Origin of the sequence: Streptomyces sp. AA4 (assembly GCF_000158875.1) — a bacterium.
In the GTDB taxonomy this organism is placed as follows: Bacteria; Actinomycetota; Actinomycetes; order Mycobacteriales; family Pseudonocardiaceae; genus Amycolatopsis.
Window position 1 is genome coordinate 1,627,977 of sequence record NZ_GG657746.1, and the last position, 19,260, is coordinate 1,647,236.

Below are 19,260 nucleotides of genomic sequence, written 5' to 3' on the forward strand. Positions count from 1 at the left end.
GGATTCGACAATGCGCACCATGGTGCCCCGCACCCTGATTTCCGGTTCGATCCTCGGCGCCGCGGTGACGGTCGCCGCGTGCGGCAGCGGCTCGCAGAGCGGGCAGGTCGCGGCGATGCAAAGTGCGCTCTCGACCGCGCCGACCGCGTCGTCGGCGGCCGCGCCGAGTTCTTCCGCGCCGACCACCCACGCGAGCAAGCCCGCCCCGCCCAAGACACACTCGACTCCGGCCAAGGAGCAGCCCAGCGGAGACCGGTTGCCGGGCAAGGGAGAACTCGGCAAGGGCGCCGACTGCGGTCCGGTCGACGGCCCCGGCGGCCAGGTCGACGTGGTGACCGAAGCGATGCCCGCGGGCACCGTCGGCTGCACCGAAGCGATTAACGTGATGTCCGATTACCTGGCCCAGGCCCCGACCAAAGCGGAGGGCACCGGGCGTTTCCTCGACGTCGACGGCTGGAACTGCGGATACGACGGCGGAAACGGCGGCAGCAAGCAGTTTTTCTGCGGCAGCAAGGGGCTTTCGTTCCACGGCAAGGCCGTTTGAGCCCGGTGCGTGGTTGTGCCGGTGAGTCCCGGCACAACCACGCACCAGCTTTCTACGCCGGGGTTTCCGCCGGCTCCTCGACCTGCTCGACATTCGGGTCCACGCCGCGCCGCCGCAGGGACAGCAGCCCGCCCACGATCAGCGTGATCAGCACGCCCGCGAAGGTGTACCAATACGTCGCCAGCGGCACCAGCGTCTTGGTCGCCGCGCCGAAGTGGATGTGCACCGCGGTGGTCGCCTTGTCGAATTTCACGAACAGGATCAGGAACGCCATCCCGACGACCGAGCAGGCGAACGCGATCACCGCGTCGGACTGCCGGGCCTTGCGCACCAGCAGGCCGAGGAAGAACGAGCCGAGCAGCGCGCCGTAGGTGTAGCCGACGATCCCGAGGCCCTGCTGGATCACCGGGTCCTTCGAGTTGGTGAACATCGACGCGAACACCGCGAACACCGCCGCCCAGATGAGTGTCCACATGCGACCGTGCCGGAGCAGCTTGGCGTCCTCGATCGATTTGTGCGTGAACCGCTGGTAGAGGTCGGCGATGGTGGACGTGGACAGCGCGTTGAGCGCGGAGGCGAGCGCGCCCATGGTCGACGCGAGGATGCCGGCGATCAAGAGCCCGGCGAGGCCGACCGGCAGGTCGTTGACGATGAAATTGGAGAACACGTCGTCGCCGGACATCTTCCCGGCCGCGACCGCGGTGGCCGTCGCGCCGGTCTTGCCGCCGGTGTAGACCCACAGCATCGCGCCGACGAGCAGGAACAGTGCGAACTGGACGAACACCACGAAGGCCGAGCCGATCAGCGCGCGCTGCCCGTCCCGCAGGTTCCGGCACGACAGCAGGCGGCCGACGATCAGCTGGTCCGCGCCGTGCGAAGCCATCGACAGGAACGCGCCGCCGACCACCGCGCAGAGGAACGCGTACGGGTTGGTGAGCAGGTTCGACGCGAAATCGGTGAACTGGAACCGGCCCTGGCTCGAAGCGAGCTGCGTCCAGCCGGACGGCAGCTTCGTGGACAGGAAGATCACCGCGCCGATCGCGCCGAGGATGTAGAGCGACCACTGGATGACGTCCACCCAGATCACCGACTTGATGCCGCCGACGAACGCGTAGACCACGGTGAGCGCGGTCAGCAGGACGACGATGTGCCAGTACTCGGTGTGGATGCCGTAGTGGCCGAGGATCGCCTTGATCGGGATCGCCCCGGCGAACAGCCGCAGCCCTTCGGCGAGCAGCCGCGTCACCACGAAGGTGACCGACGCGGTGCCCTGCAGCCCGCGGCCGAAGCGGCGGCCGAGGAATTCGTACGCGCTCACGTAATTGCCGCGGAAATAGCGCGGCAGCAGCACGAACGCGGCGATCACGCGGCCGATGATGTAGCCGAACGCGACTTCCAGGAACAGGAAGGCGCTGCCGAACACGAGCCCGGGCGTGGAGATCACGGTGAGCGTGGACGTCTCGGTGGCCACCACCGAGAGCGTGACCGCCCACCACGGCATGCTGCGCTCGCCGACGAAGTAGTCGTTCGCGGACTTCTGTCTGCGTCCGACCAGCACGCCGATGACCGGCATCGCCGCGAGATACACGATGACGATCACCAGATCGACTGGATTCATGGGGTTCTCCTACCGTGGTTGCCCGGATTCCGCGACCCGGAGCCGGGTCGCGGCGCCCCCCAGCGGGGCGGGGAGATTCAGGGGCGCCGCGCCCGGCGTCAGCGCGCCGAGCAGGCGGGGACCGCTCGCTCCGGTGGCCGACGGCAGCGTCGCCGGGACACCGCACCAGCTCAGCCAGCCGAGCAGCGCGGTCAGATAGGCCTCTTTTCCGGAGCCGGGGAGGCCGAGGTCGTCGCTGGTGCGGAGCGCGCCGCCGGGCAGAAGCCGGGCGAGCGCGGCCATAGTCGCCGGGTTCGCGACCCCGCCGCCGGACGCGACAACGGTCGCGACGCCGTGCCGCCGGCATTCCGCGGCGACCGTCGCGGCGGTCAGTTCGGTGAGCGTGGCCAGCAGGTCCTCCGGGGACAACGGCGGCAGTCCGGACAGGGCTGCGTTCAGGTATCCGCCGTGGAAGTGCTCTTTGCCAGTGGATTTCGGGGGAGGAGCGGCGAAATAGGGGTCGGCCAGCAGCCGGTCGAGCAGGTCTTTCCGGACCGAACCGGCGAGCGCGAGGTGTCCGTCTACGTCGGCGGACAGCTTGCCGTCGCTGACGTGCGCGGCGGCGAGGTCGAGCAACGCGTTGGCCGGGCCGGTGTCGTAGGCGAGCACCTTGTCGGACTGCGTGACGACGGTGATGTTCGCGATGCCGCCGAGGTTGAGCGCGGCCACCGGACGTCCGGTCTCCTCGGCAAGGCCTCGCAGCCACATCGCGTCGAGAGTGCTGGCCAGCGGTGCACCCTGGCCGCCCGCGGTGATGTCGCGGATGCGGAGGTCGGCGATCACCGGCACTCCGGTGCGCTCGGCGATCCACGCCGGCTGGCCGAGCTGGAGCGTGCCGAGCGCGACGCCGTTCTCCACCCAGTGGTAGACGGTCTGGCCGAGCGAGGCGATCACGTCCACCGGCCCGTACGCGGCGATCCCGCGCGCGGCCGCGTCCGCGAACGCCTGGCCGACCCGGGTGTCGAGGACGGTCAGCTGGCGCGCGCTGCTCGGCCGCGGCGGGAGGGCGTCGAGAAGATCCGCGCGGAGGTCGGCGGGATAAGGCACGTCGAGTTCGCCGAGCGGGGTGAGGACGACGGTCTCGTTCTCGGCGCGGATTTCGGCGACCGCGACGTCGATCCCGTCCGCGGACGTGCCCGAAAGCAGCCCGAGGACGCGGAAACAGTGGCCGGCGGGGGTGGTCATCCGATGTGGTCTAGTCAACACCGAAGGGGTGGCGCAAGACGCTTCGTGGAGTCTTGGCCGAATCGGAACCGTTCGCGTTACTCGTTGGCTTCGCGGTGGGGTGTCCGGTGGCTTGTGCACGCGGATGACAGGATGGTGGCGTGTCGAGCACCTGGTTCTGGATCGTTGTCGTCGCCGTCGTCGTCCTGGTCGCCTTGCTGGTGTCCGGGCTGCTCATCGCGCGCAAGCGGCGGATCAGCATCGCCGAACAGCGCGAGGTCGAGGAGAAGCCGAAGGGCGGCGGGTACGCCGCGAGCGGCGGGATCTCGCTGGCTCCCGGTGGGAAGACCGCTGAGGCGCCGCCGGTTCCCGAGCCTTCGCCGGAGCCGGTGGTCGAGCATCCGGTCGAAGACCGGCCGGAAGTCGACGGCCAGCCCGCGGTCGGCGACGACGCCGCGGTCCCGCGCGACTCCGACCAGCGCACGGTGCGCGACGTCAAACTCCCCGAGCCGGTCGAGGAAGAGGCTCCCGAGGCGGTCGTCCCGGGAACGGTCGAGCCCATCGAGGAAATCGAGTCCCCGTCGGGCCGGCTCGAGCGCCTGCGCGGCCGCCTGTCGAAGTCCCGCTCGGTGTTCGGCCAGAGCCTGCTGGGCCTCCTCGGCGGCGGCGACCTGGACGAGGACTCCTGGCAGGACGTCGAAGACACGCTGCTCATGGCGGACCTCGGCGCCGCCACGACGACCCAGATCGTGGACCGGCTGCGCGACGAACTGAACCGCCGCGCGGTGCGCACGTCGGCGGAAGCCCGCGAGTTGCTGCACGAGGTGCTGACCGCCGCGCTGTCCACGGACGCCGAGCGCGCGGTCCGGGCCCTCCCGCACGAGGTGGACGGCAAGAAGGAGCCCGCGGTCGTGCTGGTCGCGGGCGTGAACGGCACCGGCAAGACCACGACGACCGGCAAACTCGCCCGAGTCCTGGTGGCGCAGGGCGGCACCGTCGTCCTCGGCGCGGCCGACACGTTCCGCGCGGCTGCCGCCGACCAGCTCCAGACGTGGGGCGAGCGGGTAGGCGCGTCGGTGATCCGAGGCAAGGAAGGCGCGGACCCGGCGGCGGTCGCGTTCGACGCGGTTAAGCAGGGAATCAGCGAGGGCGTGGACACGGTCCTGGTCGACACCGCGGGCCGCCTGCACACGAAGACCGGCCTGATGGACGAACTCGGCAAGGTGAAGCGAGTCGTGGAAAAGCAGGCGCGAGTGGACGAGGTGCTGCTGGTGCTGGACGCCACGACCGGCCAGAACGGGTTGGCGCAGGCGCGGGTGTTCGCCGAGGTCATCGACGTGACGGGCATCGTCCTGACCAAACTGGACGGCACGGCCAAGGGCGGGATCGTGTTCCAGGTCCAGAAGGAACTGGGGGTGCCGGTGAAGCTCGTGGGGCTGGGCGAGGGGCCGGACGACCTGGCTCCGTTCGAGCCGGGGGCGTTCGTGGACGCTTTGCTGGGCTGATGAAGTGAACCGCGTCACCCTTCGCACGCTGACCGAAGCAGATCGGTCGCGAGTGCACGAGATCCTGTCCGCGCCGGAAGTAGCGCAGTGGTGGGGCGATCCCGACGAGGAGACCGACGGGCTTTTCGCTCAGGGGGACCACACGGCGTACGCCATCGGGTACGAAGGCCAGACCGTCGGCGTGATCCAGAGCTGGGAAGAACTCGAACGCCGCTACCGGCACGCCGGAATCGACCTCGCGGTGCATCCGGACCACTACGGTCTCGGGCTCGGCTCCGAGGCGATCCGGATCCTCGCCCAGCGGCTGTTCGACCAGGGGCACCACCGGATCACCATCGACCCGGCGGCGGCCAACCACCGCGCGATCCACGTGTACGAGAAGCTCGGCTTCCGGCGCGTCGGCGTCCTTCGCGACTACGAGCAGGGCCTCGACGGGACCTGGCACGACGGGCTGCTGATGGACCTCCTCAAGGGCGAACTCAGGTAACCGGCAGCTGCTGCGAAAGCCGGTCCGCCACCTTCTGCACCACCGGCGCGATGTGGCTCACCGCGTCCGCGGTCAGGCGGCCGGACGGGCCGGACACCGACACCGCGGCGGGGACCGGCGCGCCGGGGATCGCGACGGCGATGCAGCGCACCCCGAGTTCCTGCTCGGCCTCGTCCAGCGCGTAACCCTGTCCGGCGATCTTCTTCAGCTCTACCGCCAGCGCGTCGGGATCGGTGAAGGTGTGCTCGGTGTACGCGGGCATCCCGGTGCGCTCCAGCAGCGCCGCGACCTCGTCGGCGGGCAGTTCCGCCAGCATCGCCTTGCCCACGCCGGTGCCGTGCGGCAGCAAGCGCCGCCCGACCTCGGTGAACATGCGCATCGAGTGCTTCGACGGCACCTGTGCGACGTACACCACCTCGTCGCGTTCCAGCACCGCCAGGTTCGCCGTCTCGCCGACCTCCTCGACCAGCTCCACCAGCAACGGCCGCGCCCACGCGCCGAACTGCATGCTGGCGTTCTCGCCGAGCCGGATCAGCCGGGCGCCGAGCGCGTAGTGCCGGTTGGTGTTCTGCCGGACGTAGCCCAGCGACACCAGCGTGCGGATCAGCCGGTGGATCGTCGGCATCGGCAGCCCGGACAGGGTCGCCAGCTCCGACAGGCTGGCCTCGCCGCCGGTGTCCGCCAGGTGCTCCAGCAGCTCGAACGCGCGCTGCAGGGACTGGACGCCGCCGTCTCGTCCGCTCTTCTCAGCCGCCACCAGTGGTCCTCCTCACAGACCCGATTGATGTTCCGCTATGCAGAAACTATAGTCCGTCAGGTAAAAACCGTAGGGACGTTATCCAAAGCACTACTCGGGGTGTTGCGCATGTCTGAGGTCCAGGTTCTCGGCGGGTCCGTCGAGCGTGGGGACGAGATTCTGACGCCGGAAGCCCTCGCTTTCGTAGCGGGCTTGCACGACGAGTACGCCGCGCGGCGCGACGAACTCCTCGTCGCGCGCGGGAAGCGGCGCGAGGAGGCCCGCACTACCGGCCGGCTCGATTTCCTCCCGGAGACGAAGGAGATCCGCGAGGGCGACTGGCAGGTCGCCGGCGCTCCGGAGGCGCTGCGCGACCGCCGCGTCGAGATCACCGGCCCGACCGACCGCAAGATGACCATCAACGCCCTCAACTCCGGAGCCAAGGTGTGGCTCGCGGACTTCGAGGACGCGAACACGCCGCACTGGGCGAACGTCGTGGGCGGCCAGGTTAACCTGTCCGACGCGATCCGCGGCACCATCACGCTGGACCAGAACGGCAAGCACTACGAGCTGAAGCCCGACGTCGAGCACGCCACCATCGTGGTCCGCCCGCGCGGCTGGCACCTCGACGAGCGGAACCTGACCTTCGGCGGCCGCAAGGGCGTCGGCGCGCTGGTCGACTTCGGCCTGTACTTCTTCCACAACGCCCAGGAACTGCTCAACCGCGGCAAGGGCCCGTACTTCTACCTGCCGAAGATGGAAAGCCACCTCGAAGCGCGGTTGTGGAACGACGTGTTCACGCACGCGGAGAAGGCGCTCGGCATCCCGCACGGCACCGTCCGCGCGACCGTGCTGATCGAGACCATCCCGGCCGCGTTCGAGATGGAAGAGATCCTCTACGAACTGCGCGAGCACGCCTCCGGCCTCAACGCGGGCCGCTGGGACTACCTGTTCAGCGTCATCAAGTACTTCCGCGACGCGGGCGAGAAGTTCGTGCTGCCGGACCGCAACTCGGTCACGATGACCGCGCCGTTCATGCGCGCCTACACCGAGCTGCTCGTGCGCACCTGCCACAAGCGCGGCGCGTTCGCGATCGGCGGCATGGCCGCGTTCATCCCGAGCAAGGACCCGGAGGTCAACCAGGGCGCCTTCGAGAAGGTGCACGCCGACAAGTCGCGGGAGGCCGGGGACGGCTTCGACGGTTCGTGGGTCGCGCACCCGGGCATGGTCGCACTCTGCAAGGAAGAGTTCGACAAGGTCCTCGGCGACAAGCCGAACCAGCTCGACCGCACCCGCGACGACGTGCAGGTGACCGCCGACCAGCTGCTGGACGTCGCCTCGACGCCGGGCAGCGCCACCGCGGCCGGGCTGCGCGCGGCGGTCGACGTCGGCATCCGCTACCTGGCCTCGTGGCTGGGCGGCAACGGCGCGGCGGCGATCCACAACCTGATGGAAGACGCCGCCACGGCCGAGATCTCGCGGTCGCAGGTGTGGCAGTGGGTCAAGAACGGCACGCAGCTGGACAACGGCGAGAAGGTCACCGCGGAGCTGGTGCGCGGCGTCGTCGCCGACGTCCGGGGCGAGCTGGCCGCGGAGATCGCCGACGATCTGCTGAAGCCCGCGGTCGAGTTGTTCGAGCAGGTCGCGCTGGCCGACGAGTTCCCGGACTTCCTGACCCTGCCGGCGTACGAGCACATCCAGTAATGGGCGGCGGACGGCTCGCCGAGGACGTCTACAGCGCCGCCGACGCGCGGTTGGCCGAGGCCGACGCGCGCGTGGCGGCGAAGTACCCCGGCGAGTCTCCGGGCCGTCGTCCGGTGCACACGGTTTACGTGCCGGCCTCGCAGTACCGCACGCGCTTGGTCGCCGACTGGGGCAAACAGGCGATGCGGGTCTTCGTCGAACACGGCGACCTGCTGAACCTCGACCCGGCGGTGGCCGAGCGGGTCCGCGAGAAGCTCCTCACCGAGCCGATCGAGGACCTCCGCATCGACTTCGAGGACGGTTACGGCCGTCCCGGCGACGAAGCGGAGGACGCGGCGGCGGAGGCTGCCGGGCGCACCCTCGCGACCACCGGCGGCACCCCGTTCGCCGGCATCCGGTTCAAGAGCTTCGAAGCCGCGACCCGGCGCCGCGGCATCCGGACGCTCGACCTGTTCCTGTCCGGCCTGCTGTCCGAAGGCTCGCTGCCGGACGGATTCGTGGTGACGCTGCCGAAGGTCACCGCGGTCGAGCAGGTCGAAGTCGCCGCAGAAGTGTTGGGGCGACTGGAAACCGCGTACGGACTCCCCGACCGCGCGTTGCGGTTCGAGGTGCAGATCGAGACCGCGCAGTCGATCCTCTCGACCGACGGCACGGTCTCGGTGGCGCGGATCATCCAGGCCGCGGACGGCCGGTGCTCCGGGCTGCACTACGGGACGTACGACTACAGCGCGGGTCTCGGAATCAGCGCGGCGTACCAAAGCATGGCGCACCCCGCCGCCGACTTCGCGAAGCAGCTGATGCAGGTCGCGGCTGCCGGAACGGGCGTGCGGCTGTCCGACGGTTCGACCAACCGGCTCCCGGTGGGCGACGACCTGCCGGGCGCGTGGGCAGAACACCTGCGTCTGGTGCGGCGGTCGCTGGAGAACGGCTTCTACCAGGGCTGGGACCTGCATCCGCACCAGCTGCCGACCCGGTATGCGGCGACGTACGCCTTCTACCGCGAGGGTGCCCCGGCGGCGGCCAAGCGGTTGCAGGACTACGCGTCGAAGACGGCCGGGGGAGTGCTGGACGAACCGGCCACGGCGGAAGCGCTCGCGCGGTACCTGCTGGGCGGGTACCAGTGCGGTGCGCTGGCGGAGTCGGAGCTGCCGTTCGAGGTGGCTCGGCTGGACGCGTACGCGCGGCGGCAAGCCTGAACTGCTCGTGAGTGGCTAGGCCGGTTAGAACCGGCTTAGCCGCTCACGAGTCTTCAGCTGCCGTAGGCCTCCGCGATCGCCGCGGTGTCCCAGTAGAACGGCCGCACCTCGGCGATCCGCCCGTCCTCGATCCGGATCGCCTGCAGGATCGGGAACTCCAGCTCGCGCCCGGTCGTCCGCGTGCGGGCGCGGACCTGGGTGAGCACCACCGACGTCGGGCCGACGGCGAGGTACTCCTGCTCGCCGATCTCGAACAGCTCCCAGATCCGGCTCATCTCGAGGAAGAACTTCTCCAGCCCGGCGTGGCCGTGCCAGTCGCCGCCGAACGGCAGTCCGTCGGCCTGGTGAAGTACGACATCCTCGGCGAAATACGGGGCCAGCGGGGCAAAAGAAGCCGAACCGGGGCCGCCGGCGGCGAAATACTCGGCTTCGGCTCGATACATGCCGTCGAGCACGGCTGCGGGATCAGTCACGGGCCCCAGCGTGGCCGCCGCGGGCCGGGGTCGCTGGCGGCAATCGGACTTCGCGGTCTCCGCACGTTTTGCCGTACCCCCTCGGTAGACTTCACGCCGGTCTTTCAGGGGCGAAAGGAAACACGAAAGCCATGGCTGAGGAAACCGGGACGGTCGAAACGCTGGAGTTCCAGTCCGAGGCGCGCCAGCTGCTGCAGCTGATGATCCACTCGATCTACTCGAACAAGGACATCTTCCTGCGCGAGCTGGTCTCCAACGCCTCCGACGCGCTGGACAAGCTGAAGCTGGAGACGTACCGCGACAAGGATCTGCGGGCGGACACGGACAACCTGCACATCGAGATCCTCCTCGACTCCGACGCGCGCACCCTCACCGTGCGCGACAACGGCATCGGGATGAGCCGGGACGACGTCGTCAACCTGATCGGCACCATCGCGAAATCCGGCACCGCCGACTTCCTGCGCAAGCTGAAGGAGTCGAAGGAGTCCGCGGGCCAGGACCTGATCGGGCAGTTCGGCGTTGGCTTCTACTCCAGTTTCATGGTTGCGGACAAGGTCACGCTCGTGACCCGCCGCGCGGGCGCCGACGAGGGCGTCCGCTGGGAATCCACCGGCGAGGGCACCTACACGATCGAGTCGCTTTCCGAGGCGCCGCAGGGCACCTCGGTCACGCTGCACCTCAAGCCCGCCGACGACGAGGACCACCTCTACGACTACACGTCGCCGTGGAAGGTGCGCGAGATCGTCAAGCGCTACTCCGACTTCATCACCTGGCCGGTGCAGATGGCCAAGACCGGTGAGGGCGAAGAGGGGCTCGAGACCGTCAACTCGATGAAGGCGCTCTGGGCGCGGTCGAAGGACGAGGTCTCCGACGAGGAGTACCACGAGTTCTACAAGCACATCAGCCACGACTGGACCGACCCGCTCGAGACGATCCGGATGCAGGCCGAGGGCACCTTCGAGTACCAGGCGCTGCTGTTCCTGCCCTCGCGCGCGCCGATGGACCTGTTCATGCGGGACGCGAAGCGCGGCGTGCAGCTGTACGTCAAGCGCGTGTTCATCATGGACGACTGCGAAGCGCTGATGCCGAACTACCTGCGCTTCGTGAAGGGCGTCGTCGACGCGCAGGACCTGTCGCTGAACGTGTCGCGCGAGATCCTGCAGCAGGACCGCCAGATCCGCGCGATCCGGCGGCGGCTGGAGAAGAAGATCCTGTCCACGGTCAAGACGATGATGACCGAGGACGCCGAGAAGTACGCGAAGTTCTGGGCCGAGTTCGGCCGCGCGATCAAGGAGGGCCTGCTCGACGACCCGGAGAACCGGGAGCAGATCCTGGAGATCTCGTCGTTCGCCTCGACGCACCACGCCGAGAAGCCCACCTCGCTGCGCGACTACGTGTCGCGGATGAAGGAGGGCCAGGAGCACATCTACTACCTGACCGGCGATTCGCGCACCACGATCGAGAACTCGCCGCACCTGGAAGCGTTCCGCGCCAAGGGGTACGAGGTGCTGATCCTCACCGACCCGGTCGACGAGATGTGGGCCGACGCGGTGAGCGGCTTCGACGGCAAGACGTTCCAGTCGGTCGCGAAGGGCGAGGTCGACCTCGGCGACGAGACGACCGACGAGAAGAAGGCCGAGTACGAGGACCTGCTGAAGTGGATGTCGGCGACCCTGTCCGACACCGTCAAGGAGGTCCGGCTTTCGTCGCGGCTGACCACGTCGCCGTCCTGCATCGTCGGCGACGCGGGCGACCTGACGCCGACGCTGGAGAAGATGTACCGCGCGATGGGGCAGGAGCTGCCGCCGGTGAAGCGGGTGCTGGAGCTGAACCCGGAGCACGCGCTGGTGACCGGTCTGCGCAAGGCGTTCGCCGAGCACCCGGAGGACGCGTCGCTGGCCGAGACGGCGGAGCTGCTGCACGGCATGGCCTTGCTCGCCGAGGGCGGCGAGCTGAGCGACCCGAGCCGGTTCCTGAACCTGGTGGCGGATCGCGCGGCCAAGGCGTTGTGAGGCGGTCCGGGAGTGGCGGCCCCGGCTTCGGGGTAGCCACTCCCGAGACCTTCCGGAGGTGAGTGTCGCATGAGGACAGTCGTCGAGAACGCCGCGATCGCGACGGTCAGCGGTCCCGAGTACCGCAACGGGCACGTCGTGCTGGAGGACGACCGCATCGCGGCGGTCGGCGACGGGGCCTTCACCGGCGAGGCGGACGAACGCGTTGACGCGGCTGGCTGTCTCGTCACGCCCGGCCTCGTGAACACGCACCACCATCTCTATCAGTGGGCCACCCGCGGACTCGCCGCCGACCACACGCTGTTCGAATGGCTGGTCGCGCTGTACCCGGTGTGGGCCAAGCTGGACGCGGAGATCACGCACGCCGCGGGTGCCGCCGGAATGGCGCGGCTCGCCCTCAGCGGCTGCACCACGGTCGCCGATCACCACTACGTCTTCCCGGCCGACGGCGGCGACCAGGTGGCCGCGCTCGTCGCCGCGCGGGAGCGGATCGGGCTGCGGCTGCACCTGGTCCGCGGCTCGATGGACCGCGGCGAATCGGACGGCGGACTCCCGCCGGACAGCCTGGTCGAGACCGCCGAGGACGCCCTCCTCGGCACCGAAGCCGCGATCGACCGCTACCACGACGCCTCGCCGAACGCGCACCTGCGGATCGCGGCGGGCCCGTGCTCGCCGTTCACCGTCACCGAGCGGTTGATGGCGGAATCGGCCGAGCTGGCGCGGCGCAAGGGCGTCCGGCTGCACACGCACCTGGCCGAAACGCAGGACGAGGAAAAGCAATGCCTCGCCGAAACCGGCCTCACGCCCGCGGAGTACGCGGACAAACTGGGCTGGCTGGCGTCGGACGTCTGGCTCGCGCACACCGTGCACCTCGCCCCGGACGCGGTCCGTCGTTTTGGCGCGACGGCAACGGGTTCCGCGCACTGCCCGACGTCGAACGGCCGCCTGGGCAGCGGAATCGCCCCGGTGCGGGACCTGCTCGACGCCGGCGCCCCGGTCGGGCTGGGCGTCGACGGCGCGGCTTCGAGCGAATCCGGCGGCTTGGCTGAGGAACTGCATCAGGCGTTGCTGCAGGCCCGGCAACGCGGCGGGCCGAAGGGCTTGACCACGCGGGAAGCCTTGTGGCTCGGGACAATGGGCGGCGCGCGCTGTCTCGGCCGGGAGCGCGAGATGGGCTCGGTGGAGGTCGGCAAGCTCGCGGATCTGGCGGTGTGGGATCTGAACGGGCTGAACTACGCGGGCATCGAGGACCCGGTCGCGGCGTTGGTCCTGGCCGCGCCGCCGCCGCTGCGGAAGCTGTTCGTCGGCGGGAAGACGGTCGTGGACCAGGGGCGGCTCACGAAGGCGGACGAGTCGTCGGTCGCGGGCGAACTGGCGAAGGCGAGCGCCCGGTTGCGGGCCGGTTGACCAGCACCGTCCCCGCCTCGGCCAGCGGCGCTCGCACCGCCTGCACCGGGTCCGTCGCGCTCGGCTGGCGGGCCGCGTCCGAGATCCGCAGCAGCAGGGCGACCAGGATGTAGTTCGCGAGCAGCGACGAACCGCCCTTCGACAGGAACGGCGCGGTGATGCCGGTTTCCGGGATCAGCTTCGTCACCCCGCCCACGACCACGAAAATCTGCATCACCACGGTGAACGCCAGCCCGCCGCCGAGGAGTTTGCCGAAGCTGTCCCGGACGGCCAGCGCGTGCCGCATTCCGCGCAGGGCGATCAGCAGGTACAGCATCAGCACCGCGGCCAGTCCGAGGAAACCGAGTTCCTCGCCGATGCTGGCGGTGATGAAGTCGGTGTTCGACTCCGGCACGATGTCCGGCCTGCCCGCGCCGAGGCCGGTTCCGCCCATGCCGCCGGTGCCGAGGCCGAACAGGCCCTGCGCGACCTGGTACCCGCCGCCTGCCTGGTCGTAGGTCGCGAGCGGGTCGATCCAGTTCGCGACCCGCTGCCGCACGTGGTTGAACAGGAAGTACGCGAGCACGCAGCCGCCGGCGAACACCGCCAGCCCGGCGTAGACCCAGATCACCCGCTCGGTCGCGAGGTAGATCATCACCAGCGTGATCCCGAAGAACAGCAGCGACGCGCCGAGTTCCTTCTCGAACGCCAGCACCGCCACGCAGCCGAGCGCGGCGAGAATGATCGGCCCGAGGTCGCGCGCCCGCGGCAGTTCGACGCCGAGCACCGTGCGCCCGGCCACGCGGAACAGTTCCCGTTTCGCCACCAGCGTCGTCGCGGCGAAGACGATCAGCAGCAGCTTCGCGAACTCGCCCGGCTGGATGGACAGCGGGCCGATCCTGATCCACACCTTCGCGCCGCCCGCCTCCGACAGCGACGCCGGAAGCAGCGCGGGCAGCACCACCGCGACGAACCCGGCCAGCCCGGCGAGATAGCCGTAGCGGGTCAGCACCCGGTGATCGCGCACGAATCCGAGCACGGCCAGGAACAACGCCAGCGCCACCACCGTCCACAGCACCTGCTGCCCGGCGACGGCCGAGTACGCCTTGCCGCGCTGCACCGCCTGTTCGGCGAGCCCGAGGTCGATCCGGTGGATCACCACCAGGCCCAGGCCGTTCAGCAGCACGGCGCAGGGCAGGATCAGCGGGTCCGCGTACCTGGCCCAGCGGCGGACCGCCACGTGCGCCGCCGCGGCCACCGCGGTGAACGACGCGCCGTAGCCGGTGATCGAGGAATCGATCCGCCCCAGTGCGTTCGCGTCCACGAGCAGGAACGCCGACCAGACGATGGCGACCGCGAGCGCGAGCAGCCGCAATTCCGTACCGCGCGCGGCAGGCATGGATTTCCCGTCGGTAGAAATCAGTGAACGGCCGCGAGGGTAGTCACGATTACTGGCAGGACGCTGAGAATGCGCGGCAATTCGGCCAGACTGTCCGAAAGCGACGGGAGCCCGGCCAGGATATGCTTTCGGGAAAGCGGACGGGCGAGCGGAGAACTTTCAGTGGCGACAGAACTGACCCCGGCGCCGGTCGCGGCGCTGGCGCCAGCCCCGCCGGCGAGAGGAACGAAACGCGCGCTCGGCGCGGCGGTGGCCGCGGTGCTGGCCGCGGCCGCGTTCCTGGTGGTGCTGCACGTCGACCGCTACTGGGGCCCGATCGACCCGGTCAGCGCGATGCTCAGCGACTACGCCTGGACTCCGGGCTGGTGGATGTGGGCGGCGGCGATGCTGCTGACCTCGGCCGGTTCGGTCGTGGTGGCCGCGGTGCTGCGCCGCCGGAAGATCCTGTACGGCGTGCTGACGGTCGTCGCGATCGTCGCTTGGTGCGCCGGGCTCGCGGCGGTCGCGCTGTTCACGAAGGATCCGCAGGGAAATGCGGTGACCTGGGTCGGCAAAGTGCATCTCGGCGCGACCGGGATCAGTTGTGTGAGTTTGCCGTTAGCCGGATGGCTGCTCGGCTGGACGCATCGGAATTCTCCGCGCTGGCGGGGTTATGCGCGCTGGTCTCGTATTCTGGCGGTGGCGGCCGTGCCGTTCTTTCTGCCGTTTCTCATTCCGTTCGCGGCCAATGTCGCATTCGGGCAGCATCTGCCGACCGTCGCGACCGGGCTCGTGGAACGGCTGATGGCCGTGCTGGAACTGGTCGAACTGCTCGTGCTCGCCGGATGGGCGTGGCGCGCGGCCGAATGATCAGGTGGCGTCGGGATCGACCGGCGGCCGCTCGTTGGCCCGCAACGGAACCGGGGCCGGCGCCGGCGGCGGCGAGGACGGGCGGGCGACCGGGGGAGGGTCGTCGAGCAGGTACCTCGTCACGGCCGCCCGCGGGTTGGCGATCCGCAGGGACTGCAGTTCCTGCAACGGTTTCCGCAGTTCCTGGTACTCCGGGCCGAGTTCGGCCTCGAGCTGGGCCTTGGTGCCCGCGGCGAACCCGCGCGCCCGTTTCAGGGTCTGCGCGACCCAGTGCGCCGCCTCGGGCAGCCGTTCCGGGCCGAGGATGAACAACCCGGCGAGCAGCAAAATCACGATGTGGTCGATGCTGAGACCGAACACCGGCCACCTCCCGCGGACCCGGACGCTGGTTCCAGCTTAGCGGTCCCCGGGACGGCGTTTCCCGTCGTCACCCAGTTCGGTCAGCAGCCGTCGCGCTACGTCGACCACGGCCGCGCCCGCGACCGCCATCGGTTCAGTCGTCCGCATGGAGCGGCATAACACGAACGCGCCCTCCAGGCTGGTCACCAAGGCGAGCGTGAGCGTGCGGGCGTGCTCCTCGGGAAGCCCGAAGGCGGAGAACCCCTTGGTGCCCGCTTTGGTCCACGCCTCGAACACGTCCGCGGTGGCCTTGCGCAGGGGTTCGTTCGTGGTCGCCACTTCGAGCGCGACGGTCGCGATCGGGCAGCCCTCGACGTAGTCGGTCTCGAGCAGCGTGGTGACCGCGGCCCCGAAGAACGTTTCGAGGCCGGTGATCAGGTCCGGCGCCGGCGTGAGGAAGACCTCGAACAGCTCCGCGTACTGCATCCCCGAGGTGCGTACCACTTCTTCGCCCAGCTGCTCCTTGCCGCCGGGGAAGAAGTGGTACACCGACCCGAAGGGCGCGCCGGCTTTCTCGACAATCTGCTTCATGCCGGTGCCCGCGTACCCGCCGTGGCGGAACAGTTCCGCCCCGGCGGCGAGGATGCGGTCCTTCGTGCCAGTCACGACACCGAGGATAGCTCCTGGACAGTAGAGCGTTCTATCAAACGCGGCCGGAGCACCAGGTTCAGCACCACCGCGGTCACGCACCCCGCGCTGATCCCGGAGTTGAGCACGACCTGCAGCGCCGCCGGGAACCCGGAGTAGAAGTCCGGCATGGCGATCGGGATCAGCCCGACGCCGAGCGACGCGGCCACGATCGCGACGTTCACCGGATGCTCGAACGACGCCTTCGCCAGCGTCCGGATGCCGCTCACCGCGACGCTGCCGAACAGCACCAGCCCGGCCCCGCCGAGCACCGGCTGCGGCACCAGCGCGACGATCCCGCCGGTCACCGGGAACACGCCCAGCAGCACGAGCACGACGCCGCTGGCCGCGACCACGTACCGGCTCACCATGCGGGTGAGCGACACGAGGCCGATGTTCTGCGCGAACGCCGTGCAGGCGAACCCGCCGAAGATCGTGCCGACTGCGGTGGAGAGCCCGTCCGCGCGCAGGCCGTCGGCCAGTACGCGGCTCGTGGTCGGCCGGTCCACGATCTCGCCGAGGGCCAGCAGGTCAGCGGTGCTTTCCGCCATCACCACGAGCATCACGATGAGCATCGAGACGATCGCCGCGATGTCGAACGCGGGCGTGCCGAAGTGGAACGGCGTCACGATGCCGAACACCGGGGCCTGCTTCAGCGTCGATGTGTCGACCTGGCCCATCGGCCACGCCACCGCGGTGCCGACGACCAGGCCGAGCAGCAGCGCGATCCGGCTCCAGAACCCGGTCAGGAACCGGGTGAAGACCAGCACCGCCACCAGCGTGATCCCGGCCAGCACCAGACCGCTGGGCTTGGCCGATTTGTGCTGCGCGGCGATCCACTGCACGGCGACCGGCAGCAGCGAAATCCCGATGAGCGTGATGACCGTCCCCGTCACCACCGGCGGGAAAAACCGCGTCAGCTTGGAGAAAAACGGTGCGGCGAACACTACGAAAACGCCGCCGGCGAGCGTGGCGCCGTAGACGACGCCGAGCGCGTTGCCGTCGCGATGCTGTGCCGCGATGGACAGGATGGGCGCGACGGCGGCGAAAGTGACGCCGTTGACCAGCGGCAGTCTCGCGCCGAAGCGCCAGAAGCCGAGGGTTTGCAACAGGGTGGCCAGCCCGGCGGTGAACAGCGCCGCGCTGATCAGCAGCGCGAGCTGGCCGGGGGAGAGGCCGACGGCCGCGCCGATGACGAGCGGTGGCGCTACCACTCCGGCGTACATGGCCGCGACGTGCTGGATTCCTCCGAGGATCAACTGCGGCAGCGGGGGCCGCACGTCCACGGGGTGCCGAAATGGTCGTTCCTGTGTAACTGACATGCGCTCTCCCGGAGGGGACTCGGGGCTAGAGCACGGCGTCGGTCCAGGCCGGGCCGGGCTCTTCGGCTTCGTCGCGGACGACCGTGCCCTCGATGAGGCCGTACGGTCGGTCGGCGGCGTAGAACACCTCGCCTGAGTTCTCGAGGCCGAAGGGGCTTAGATCGACGAGGAAATGGTGCTTGTTGGGCAAGGAGAACCGGATCTCGGCTACTTCCGGCCGGGCCCGCAGCACGGCTTCGCCCATCGCGTACAGGGTCTGCTGCAGCGAAAGGCTGTGCTTGGTGGCGAACGTTTCCAGCAGCGTCCGCCGGATCTCCCGATGGCTCTTGGCCCAGTCGATCCCGGTGAATCCCTCGTAGCGCCAGCGCGCGGTCACGGCGGTGGCGAGAATGCGGTCGTCGGTTTCGACGAGCGTGGTGTATTCGTCCTTCGGGTAGCCGTGGAATTCGGACCCGGTGGACTTGAGCACGGTCAGACCGTCCACACCGGACACCACCCAGGCGCGATCGGCGTGCACGGTGACGGTCGTGGTGCGGCGTTCGCCGCCGGAGCGGCTGAAGGAGTGGTCGTGCGGCGCACCGTCCACGGTGATGCGGTCCCATTCCTGCTCTTCGATGGAAATCCGCGCGCCGGTGATCTTTTCCTGGGTGCCGACGAAGTGCTGGCCGAGCCGCAGCGCGAAATCCTCGATCTCGCCGACGTCCTGCTGCTTGGCGAACGCGTACACCGTGTTCTTCTGTGTGTCGGTGGCCAGCACGGCGGAGTTGTCACCGGTCAGGTGCGTGGCCGACAGGTCGCCGCGCAGGGCCGAGGACACCGTGAGGTCGCGCAGGTGGTGCACGCCGCCGGTGCGCCGGACGGTGACGAGGCGGACCTCGGCCTTGCCGTACTGGTTGGGGCCCAACGAGATTCCCATGTCAGCTCCCGCGATAGGTGGAATAGGCGAACGGGCTCAGCAGCACCGGCACGTGGTGGTGCGACGTGCCGTCGACGATCCGGACAGCGATCGTGACGTCGGGGAAGAACGCCTCCGGGCCGAGGTAGCCGCCGGTGTCGAAGATCAGCCGGTAGACGCCGGGGTCGAGCGTCTCCGGGCCGAGGTCGCGGATGCGGCCGTCGTCGTCGGTCGCGCCCTCGGCGATCAGCGTGCCGTCCTGGCTCTCGAAGCGGACGGCGATCCCGGCGGCGGGCTTGCCAGCGGCGGTGTCGAGGACGTGGGTGGTTACCAGACTCATGCCGTTACCGCTTTCGCCAGGCGCAGTTGCGCGATCTTGGCCAGCTCCGCGCCGGCGACGTCGAGTTCGGTCTCCGGGTCGTTGCCGAGGCGGGACCGCAGGTTCGCGAGCAGTTCCTCGCCGCTGCGCCCGCTCGCGCACACCAGGAAGACGTGGCCGAACCGGGCCTCGTACTCGGCGTTGGCGGCGGCGAATTCGTCCGCGTTGTCCACTCCGGACTGTTCCGAACGCGACCAGTCGGCGTCGCTGCCCTTGCTGGTCGGGCGTTCCCCGATCCGCGGGTGCGCGGCGATCGCGTCGCGGATCTCGTTGCGGCGCAACGGGGTCGCGCTGTCCGCGGCCTTGCTCAGCGCGGCGAAATCGGCGTACGGGCGACCTTCGAGCACCGTGTCGACCCAGCGCGGCACGGCCAGGCAGGCGGTGAGCGTGGGCCGGAGTTCGGCGGCGGGTGCGGAGTTGAACTCGGCGAGTGCGAGCGGCAACGGAATCTCCTCCGGGGAGGTGGTGTTCCGCTGACCGTACGGCCGGGTCGAGCGTGCGTCAACACTTTGTTGAATCGCAACCC

General features: G+C 69.5%; 19 protein-coding genes. 8 read left to right on the forward strand and 11 right to left on the reverse strand.

Annotation, left to right across the window (positions count from 1 at the left end):
* The first annotated feature begins 19 nt into the window (after positions 1 to 19).
* Positions 20 to 544, forward strand: coding sequence for a hypothetical protein (locus SSMG_RS45275; protein ID WP_158688000.1), 525 nt, complete (start codon positions 20 to 22; stop codon positions 542 to 544).
* Positions 545 to 596: 52 nt separating this feature from the next.
* On the opposite strand, the gene SSMG_RS07615 is transcribed toward SSMG_RS45275, so the two are convergent.
* Together SSMG_RS07615 and SSMG_RS07620 are read right to left on the reverse strand one after the other, a co-directional pair.
* Entirely contained in the window at positions 597 to 2,162 is a 1,566-nt protein-coding gene (locus SSMG_RS07615; protein ID WP_009074362.1) for a sodium:solute symporter, read from the reverse strand.
* Between the two features lie 9 nt (positions 2,163 to 2,171).
* A complete protein-coding gene (locus SSMG_RS07620) occupies positions 2,172 to 3,386 on the reverse strand; it encodes an anhydro-N-acetylmuramic acid kinase (RefSeq protein ID WP_009074364.1) in 1,215 nt (404 codons plus the stop codon).
* Between the two features lie 140 nt (positions 3,387 to 3,526).
* Here SSMG_RS07620 and ftsY point away from each other — a divergent pair, with 140 nt between their 5' ends.
* Both ftsY and SSMG_RS07630 read left to right on the forward strand, forming a co-directional pair.
* Positions 3,527 to 4,870, forward strand: coding sequence for a signal recognition particle-docking protein FtsY (gene ftsY / locus SSMG_RS07625; protein ID WP_009074366.1), 1,344 nt, complete (start codon positions 3,527 to 3,529; stop codon positions 4,868 to 4,870).
* 4 nt (positions 4,871 to 4,874) lie between these two features.
* The gene (locus tag SSMG_RS07630) at positions 4,875 to 5,357 is read left to right on the forward strand and encodes a GNAT family N-acetyltransferase (protein ID WP_009074368.1); all 483 of its coding nucleotides are present in this window, start codon (positions 4,875 to 4,877) and stop codon (positions 5,355 to 5,357) included.
* On the opposite strand, the gene SSMG_RS07635 is transcribed toward SSMG_RS07630, so the two are convergent.
* Positions 5,350 to 6,114: an IclR family transcriptional regulator gene (locus tag SSMG_RS07635; protein ID WP_037712911.1), complete on the reverse strand. Its 765-nt coding sequence runs from the start codon at positions 6,112 to 6,114 to the stop codon at positions 5,350 to 5,352. The genes SSMG_RS07630 and SSMG_RS07635 overlap by 8 nt on opposite strands.
* A 108-nt stretch (positions 6,115 to 6,222) precedes the next feature.
* On the opposite strand from SSMG_RS07635, the gene aceB reads away from it, so the two are divergent.
* Together aceB and SSMG_RS07645 are read left to right on the forward strand one after the other, a co-directional pair.
* Entirely contained in the window at positions 6,223 to 7,797 is a 1,575-nt protein-coding gene (gene aceB, locus SSMG_RS07640) for a malate synthase A (RefSeq protein WP_009074372.1), read from the forward strand.
* Positions 7,797 to 8,993, forward strand: coding sequence for an aldolase (locus SSMG_RS07645; protein WP_009074374.1), 1,197 nt, complete (start codon positions 7,797 to 7,799; stop codon positions 8,991 to 8,993). Before aceB ends, SSMG_RS07645 begins: the two co-directional genes overlap by 1 nt.
* Before the next feature lie 53 nt (positions 8,994 to 9,046).
* Here the strand turns inward: SSMG_RS07645 and SSMG_RS07650 are convergent, their stop codons facing one another.
* The gene (locus SSMG_RS07650; RefSeq protein ID WP_050788406.1) at positions 9,047 to 9,436 is read right to left on the reverse strand and encodes a nuclear transport factor 2 family protein; all 390 of its coding nucleotides are present in this window, start codon (positions 9,434 to 9,436) and stop codon (positions 9,047 to 9,049) included.
* 161 nt (positions 9,437 to 9,597) lie between these two features.
* Here SSMG_RS07650 and htpG point away from each other — a divergent pair, with 161 nt between their 5' ends.
* A complete protein-coding gene (htpG, locus tag SSMG_RS07655; protein WP_037712914.1) occupies positions 9,598 to 11,478 on the forward strand; it encodes a molecular chaperone HtpG in 1,881 nt (626 codons plus the stop codon).
* Positions 11,479 to 11,547: 69 nt separating this feature from the next.
* Entirely contained in the window at positions 11,548 to 12,885 is a 1,338-nt protein-coding gene (locus SSMG_RS07660) for an 8-oxoguanine deaminase (protein WP_009074381.1), read from the forward strand.
* On the opposite strand, the gene SSMG_RS07665 is transcribed toward SSMG_RS07660, so the two are convergent.
* Entirely contained in the window at positions 12,815 to 14,263 is a 1,449-nt protein-coding gene (locus SSMG_RS07665) for an FtsW/RodA/SpoVE family cell cycle protein (protein ID WP_009074383.1), read from the reverse strand. The genes SSMG_RS07660 and SSMG_RS07665 overlap by 71 nt on opposite strands.
* A gap of 162 nt (positions 14,264 to 14,425) precedes the next feature.
* Here SSMG_RS07665 and SSMG_RS07670 point away from each other — a divergent pair, with 162 nt between their 5' ends.
* Positions 14,426 to 15,112, forward strand: a complete 687-nt coding sequence (locus SSMG_RS07670) for a DUF998 domain-containing protein (RefSeq protein ID WP_037712916.1) — start codon at positions 14,426 to 14,428, stop codon at positions 15,110 to 15,112.
* Here SSMG_RS07670 and SSMG_RS07675 read toward each other — a convergent pair whose 3' ends face one another.
* From SSMG_RS07675 to uraD, 6 genes are all read right to left on the reverse strand, one after another.
* Entirely contained in the window at positions 15,113 to 15,472 is a 360-nt protein-coding gene (locus tag SSMG_RS07675; protein WP_009074387.1) for a twin-arginine translocase TatA/TatE family subunit, read from the reverse strand. It abuts the gene before it with no gap.
* 36 nt (positions 15,473 to 15,508) lie between these two features.
* Positions 15,509 to 16,117 (reverse strand): TetR/AcrR family transcriptional regulator, encoded by a 609-nt coding sequence (locus SSMG_RS07680; RefSeq protein WP_009074389.1) that lies wholly within the window; start codon positions 16,115 to 16,117, stop codon positions 15,509 to 15,511.
* Positions 16,114 to 17,424 carry a nucleobase:cation symporter-2 family protein gene (locus tag SSMG_RS07685; protein ID WP_286156939.1) on the reverse strand — a complete coding sequence of 437 codons (1,311 nt, stop codon included), beginning with the start codon at positions 17,422 to 17,424 and terminating at the stop codon, positions 16,114 to 16,116. Before SSMG_RS07685 ends, SSMG_RS07680 begins: the two co-directional genes overlap by 4 nt.
* Before the next feature lie 61 nt (positions 17,425 to 17,485).
* Complete coding sequence (gene pucL, locus SSMG_RS07690) at positions 17,486 to 18,376, reverse strand: factor-independent urate hydroxylase (RefSeq protein ID WP_009074393.1); 891 nt, start codon at positions 18,374 to 18,376, stop codon at positions 17,486 to 17,488.
* Between the two features lies 1 nt (position 18,377).
* Positions 18,378 to 18,695 (reverse strand): hydroxyisourate hydrolase, encoded by a 318-nt coding sequence (uraH, locus tag SSMG_RS07695; protein ID WP_037712918.1) that lies wholly within the window; start codon positions 18,693 to 18,695, stop codon positions 18,378 to 18,380.
* Positions 18,692 to 19,177: a 2-oxo-4-hydroxy-4-carboxy-5-ureidoimidazoline decarboxylase gene (gene uraD / locus SSMG_RS07700; protein WP_009074396.1), complete on the reverse strand. Its 486-nt coding sequence runs from the start codon at positions 19,175 to 19,177 to the stop codon at positions 18,692 to 18,694. Before uraD ends, uraH begins: the two co-directional genes overlap by 4 nt.
* Positions 19,178 to 19,260 lie beyond the last annotated feature (83 nt).

What these genes read in the sequence shown, in the direction of transcription:
- SSMG_RS07665 (WP_009074383.1), bottom strand. Translation starts at nt 14,263, where the DNA reads ATGCCTGCCGCGCGCGGTACGGAATTGCGGCTGCTCGCGCTCGCGGTC.
- htpG (WP_037712914.1), top strand. Translation starts at nt 9,598, where the DNA reads ATGGCTGAGGAAACCGGGACGGTCGAAACGCTGGAGTTCCAGTCCGAG.
- SSMG_RS07650 (WP_050788406.1), bottom strand. Translation starts at nt 9,436, where the DNA reads ATGTATCGAGCCGAAGCCGAGTATTTCGCCGCCGGCGGCCCCGGTTCG.
- aceB (WP_009074372.1), top strand. Translation starts at nt 6,223, where the DNA reads ATGTCTGAGGTCCAGGTTCTCGGCGGGTCCGTCGAGCGTGGGGACGAG.
- SSMG_RS07615 (WP_009074362.1), bottom strand. Translation starts at nt 2,162, where the DNA reads ATGAATCCAGTCGATCTGGTGATCGTCATCGTGTATCTCGCGGCGATG.
- SSMG_RS07620 (WP_009074364.1), bottom strand. Translation starts at nt 3,386, where the DNA reads ATGACCACCCCCGCCGGCCACTGTTTCCGCGTCCTCGGGCTGCTTTCG.
- uraH (WP_037712918.1), bottom strand. Translation starts at nt 18,695, where the DNA reads ATGAGTCTGGTAACCACCCACGTCCTCGACACCGCCGCTGGCAAGCCC.
- SSMG_RS45275 (WP_158688000.1), top strand. Translation starts at nt 20, where the DNA reads ATGGTGCCCCGCACCCTGATTTCCGGTTCGATCCTCGGCGCCGCGGTG.
- SSMG_RS07660 (WP_009074381.1), top strand. Translation starts at nt 11,548, where the DNA reads ATGAGGACAGTCGTCGAGAACGCCGCGATCGCGACGGTCAGCGGTCCC.
- SSMG_RS07645 (WP_009074374.1), top strand. Translation starts at nt 7,797, where the DNA reads ATGGGCGGCGGACGGCTCGCCGAGGACGTCTACAGCGCCGCCGACGCG.
- pucL (WP_009074393.1), bottom strand. Translation starts at nt 18,376, where the DNA reads ATGGGAATCTCGTTGGGCCCCAACCAGTACGGCAAGGCCGAGGTCCGC.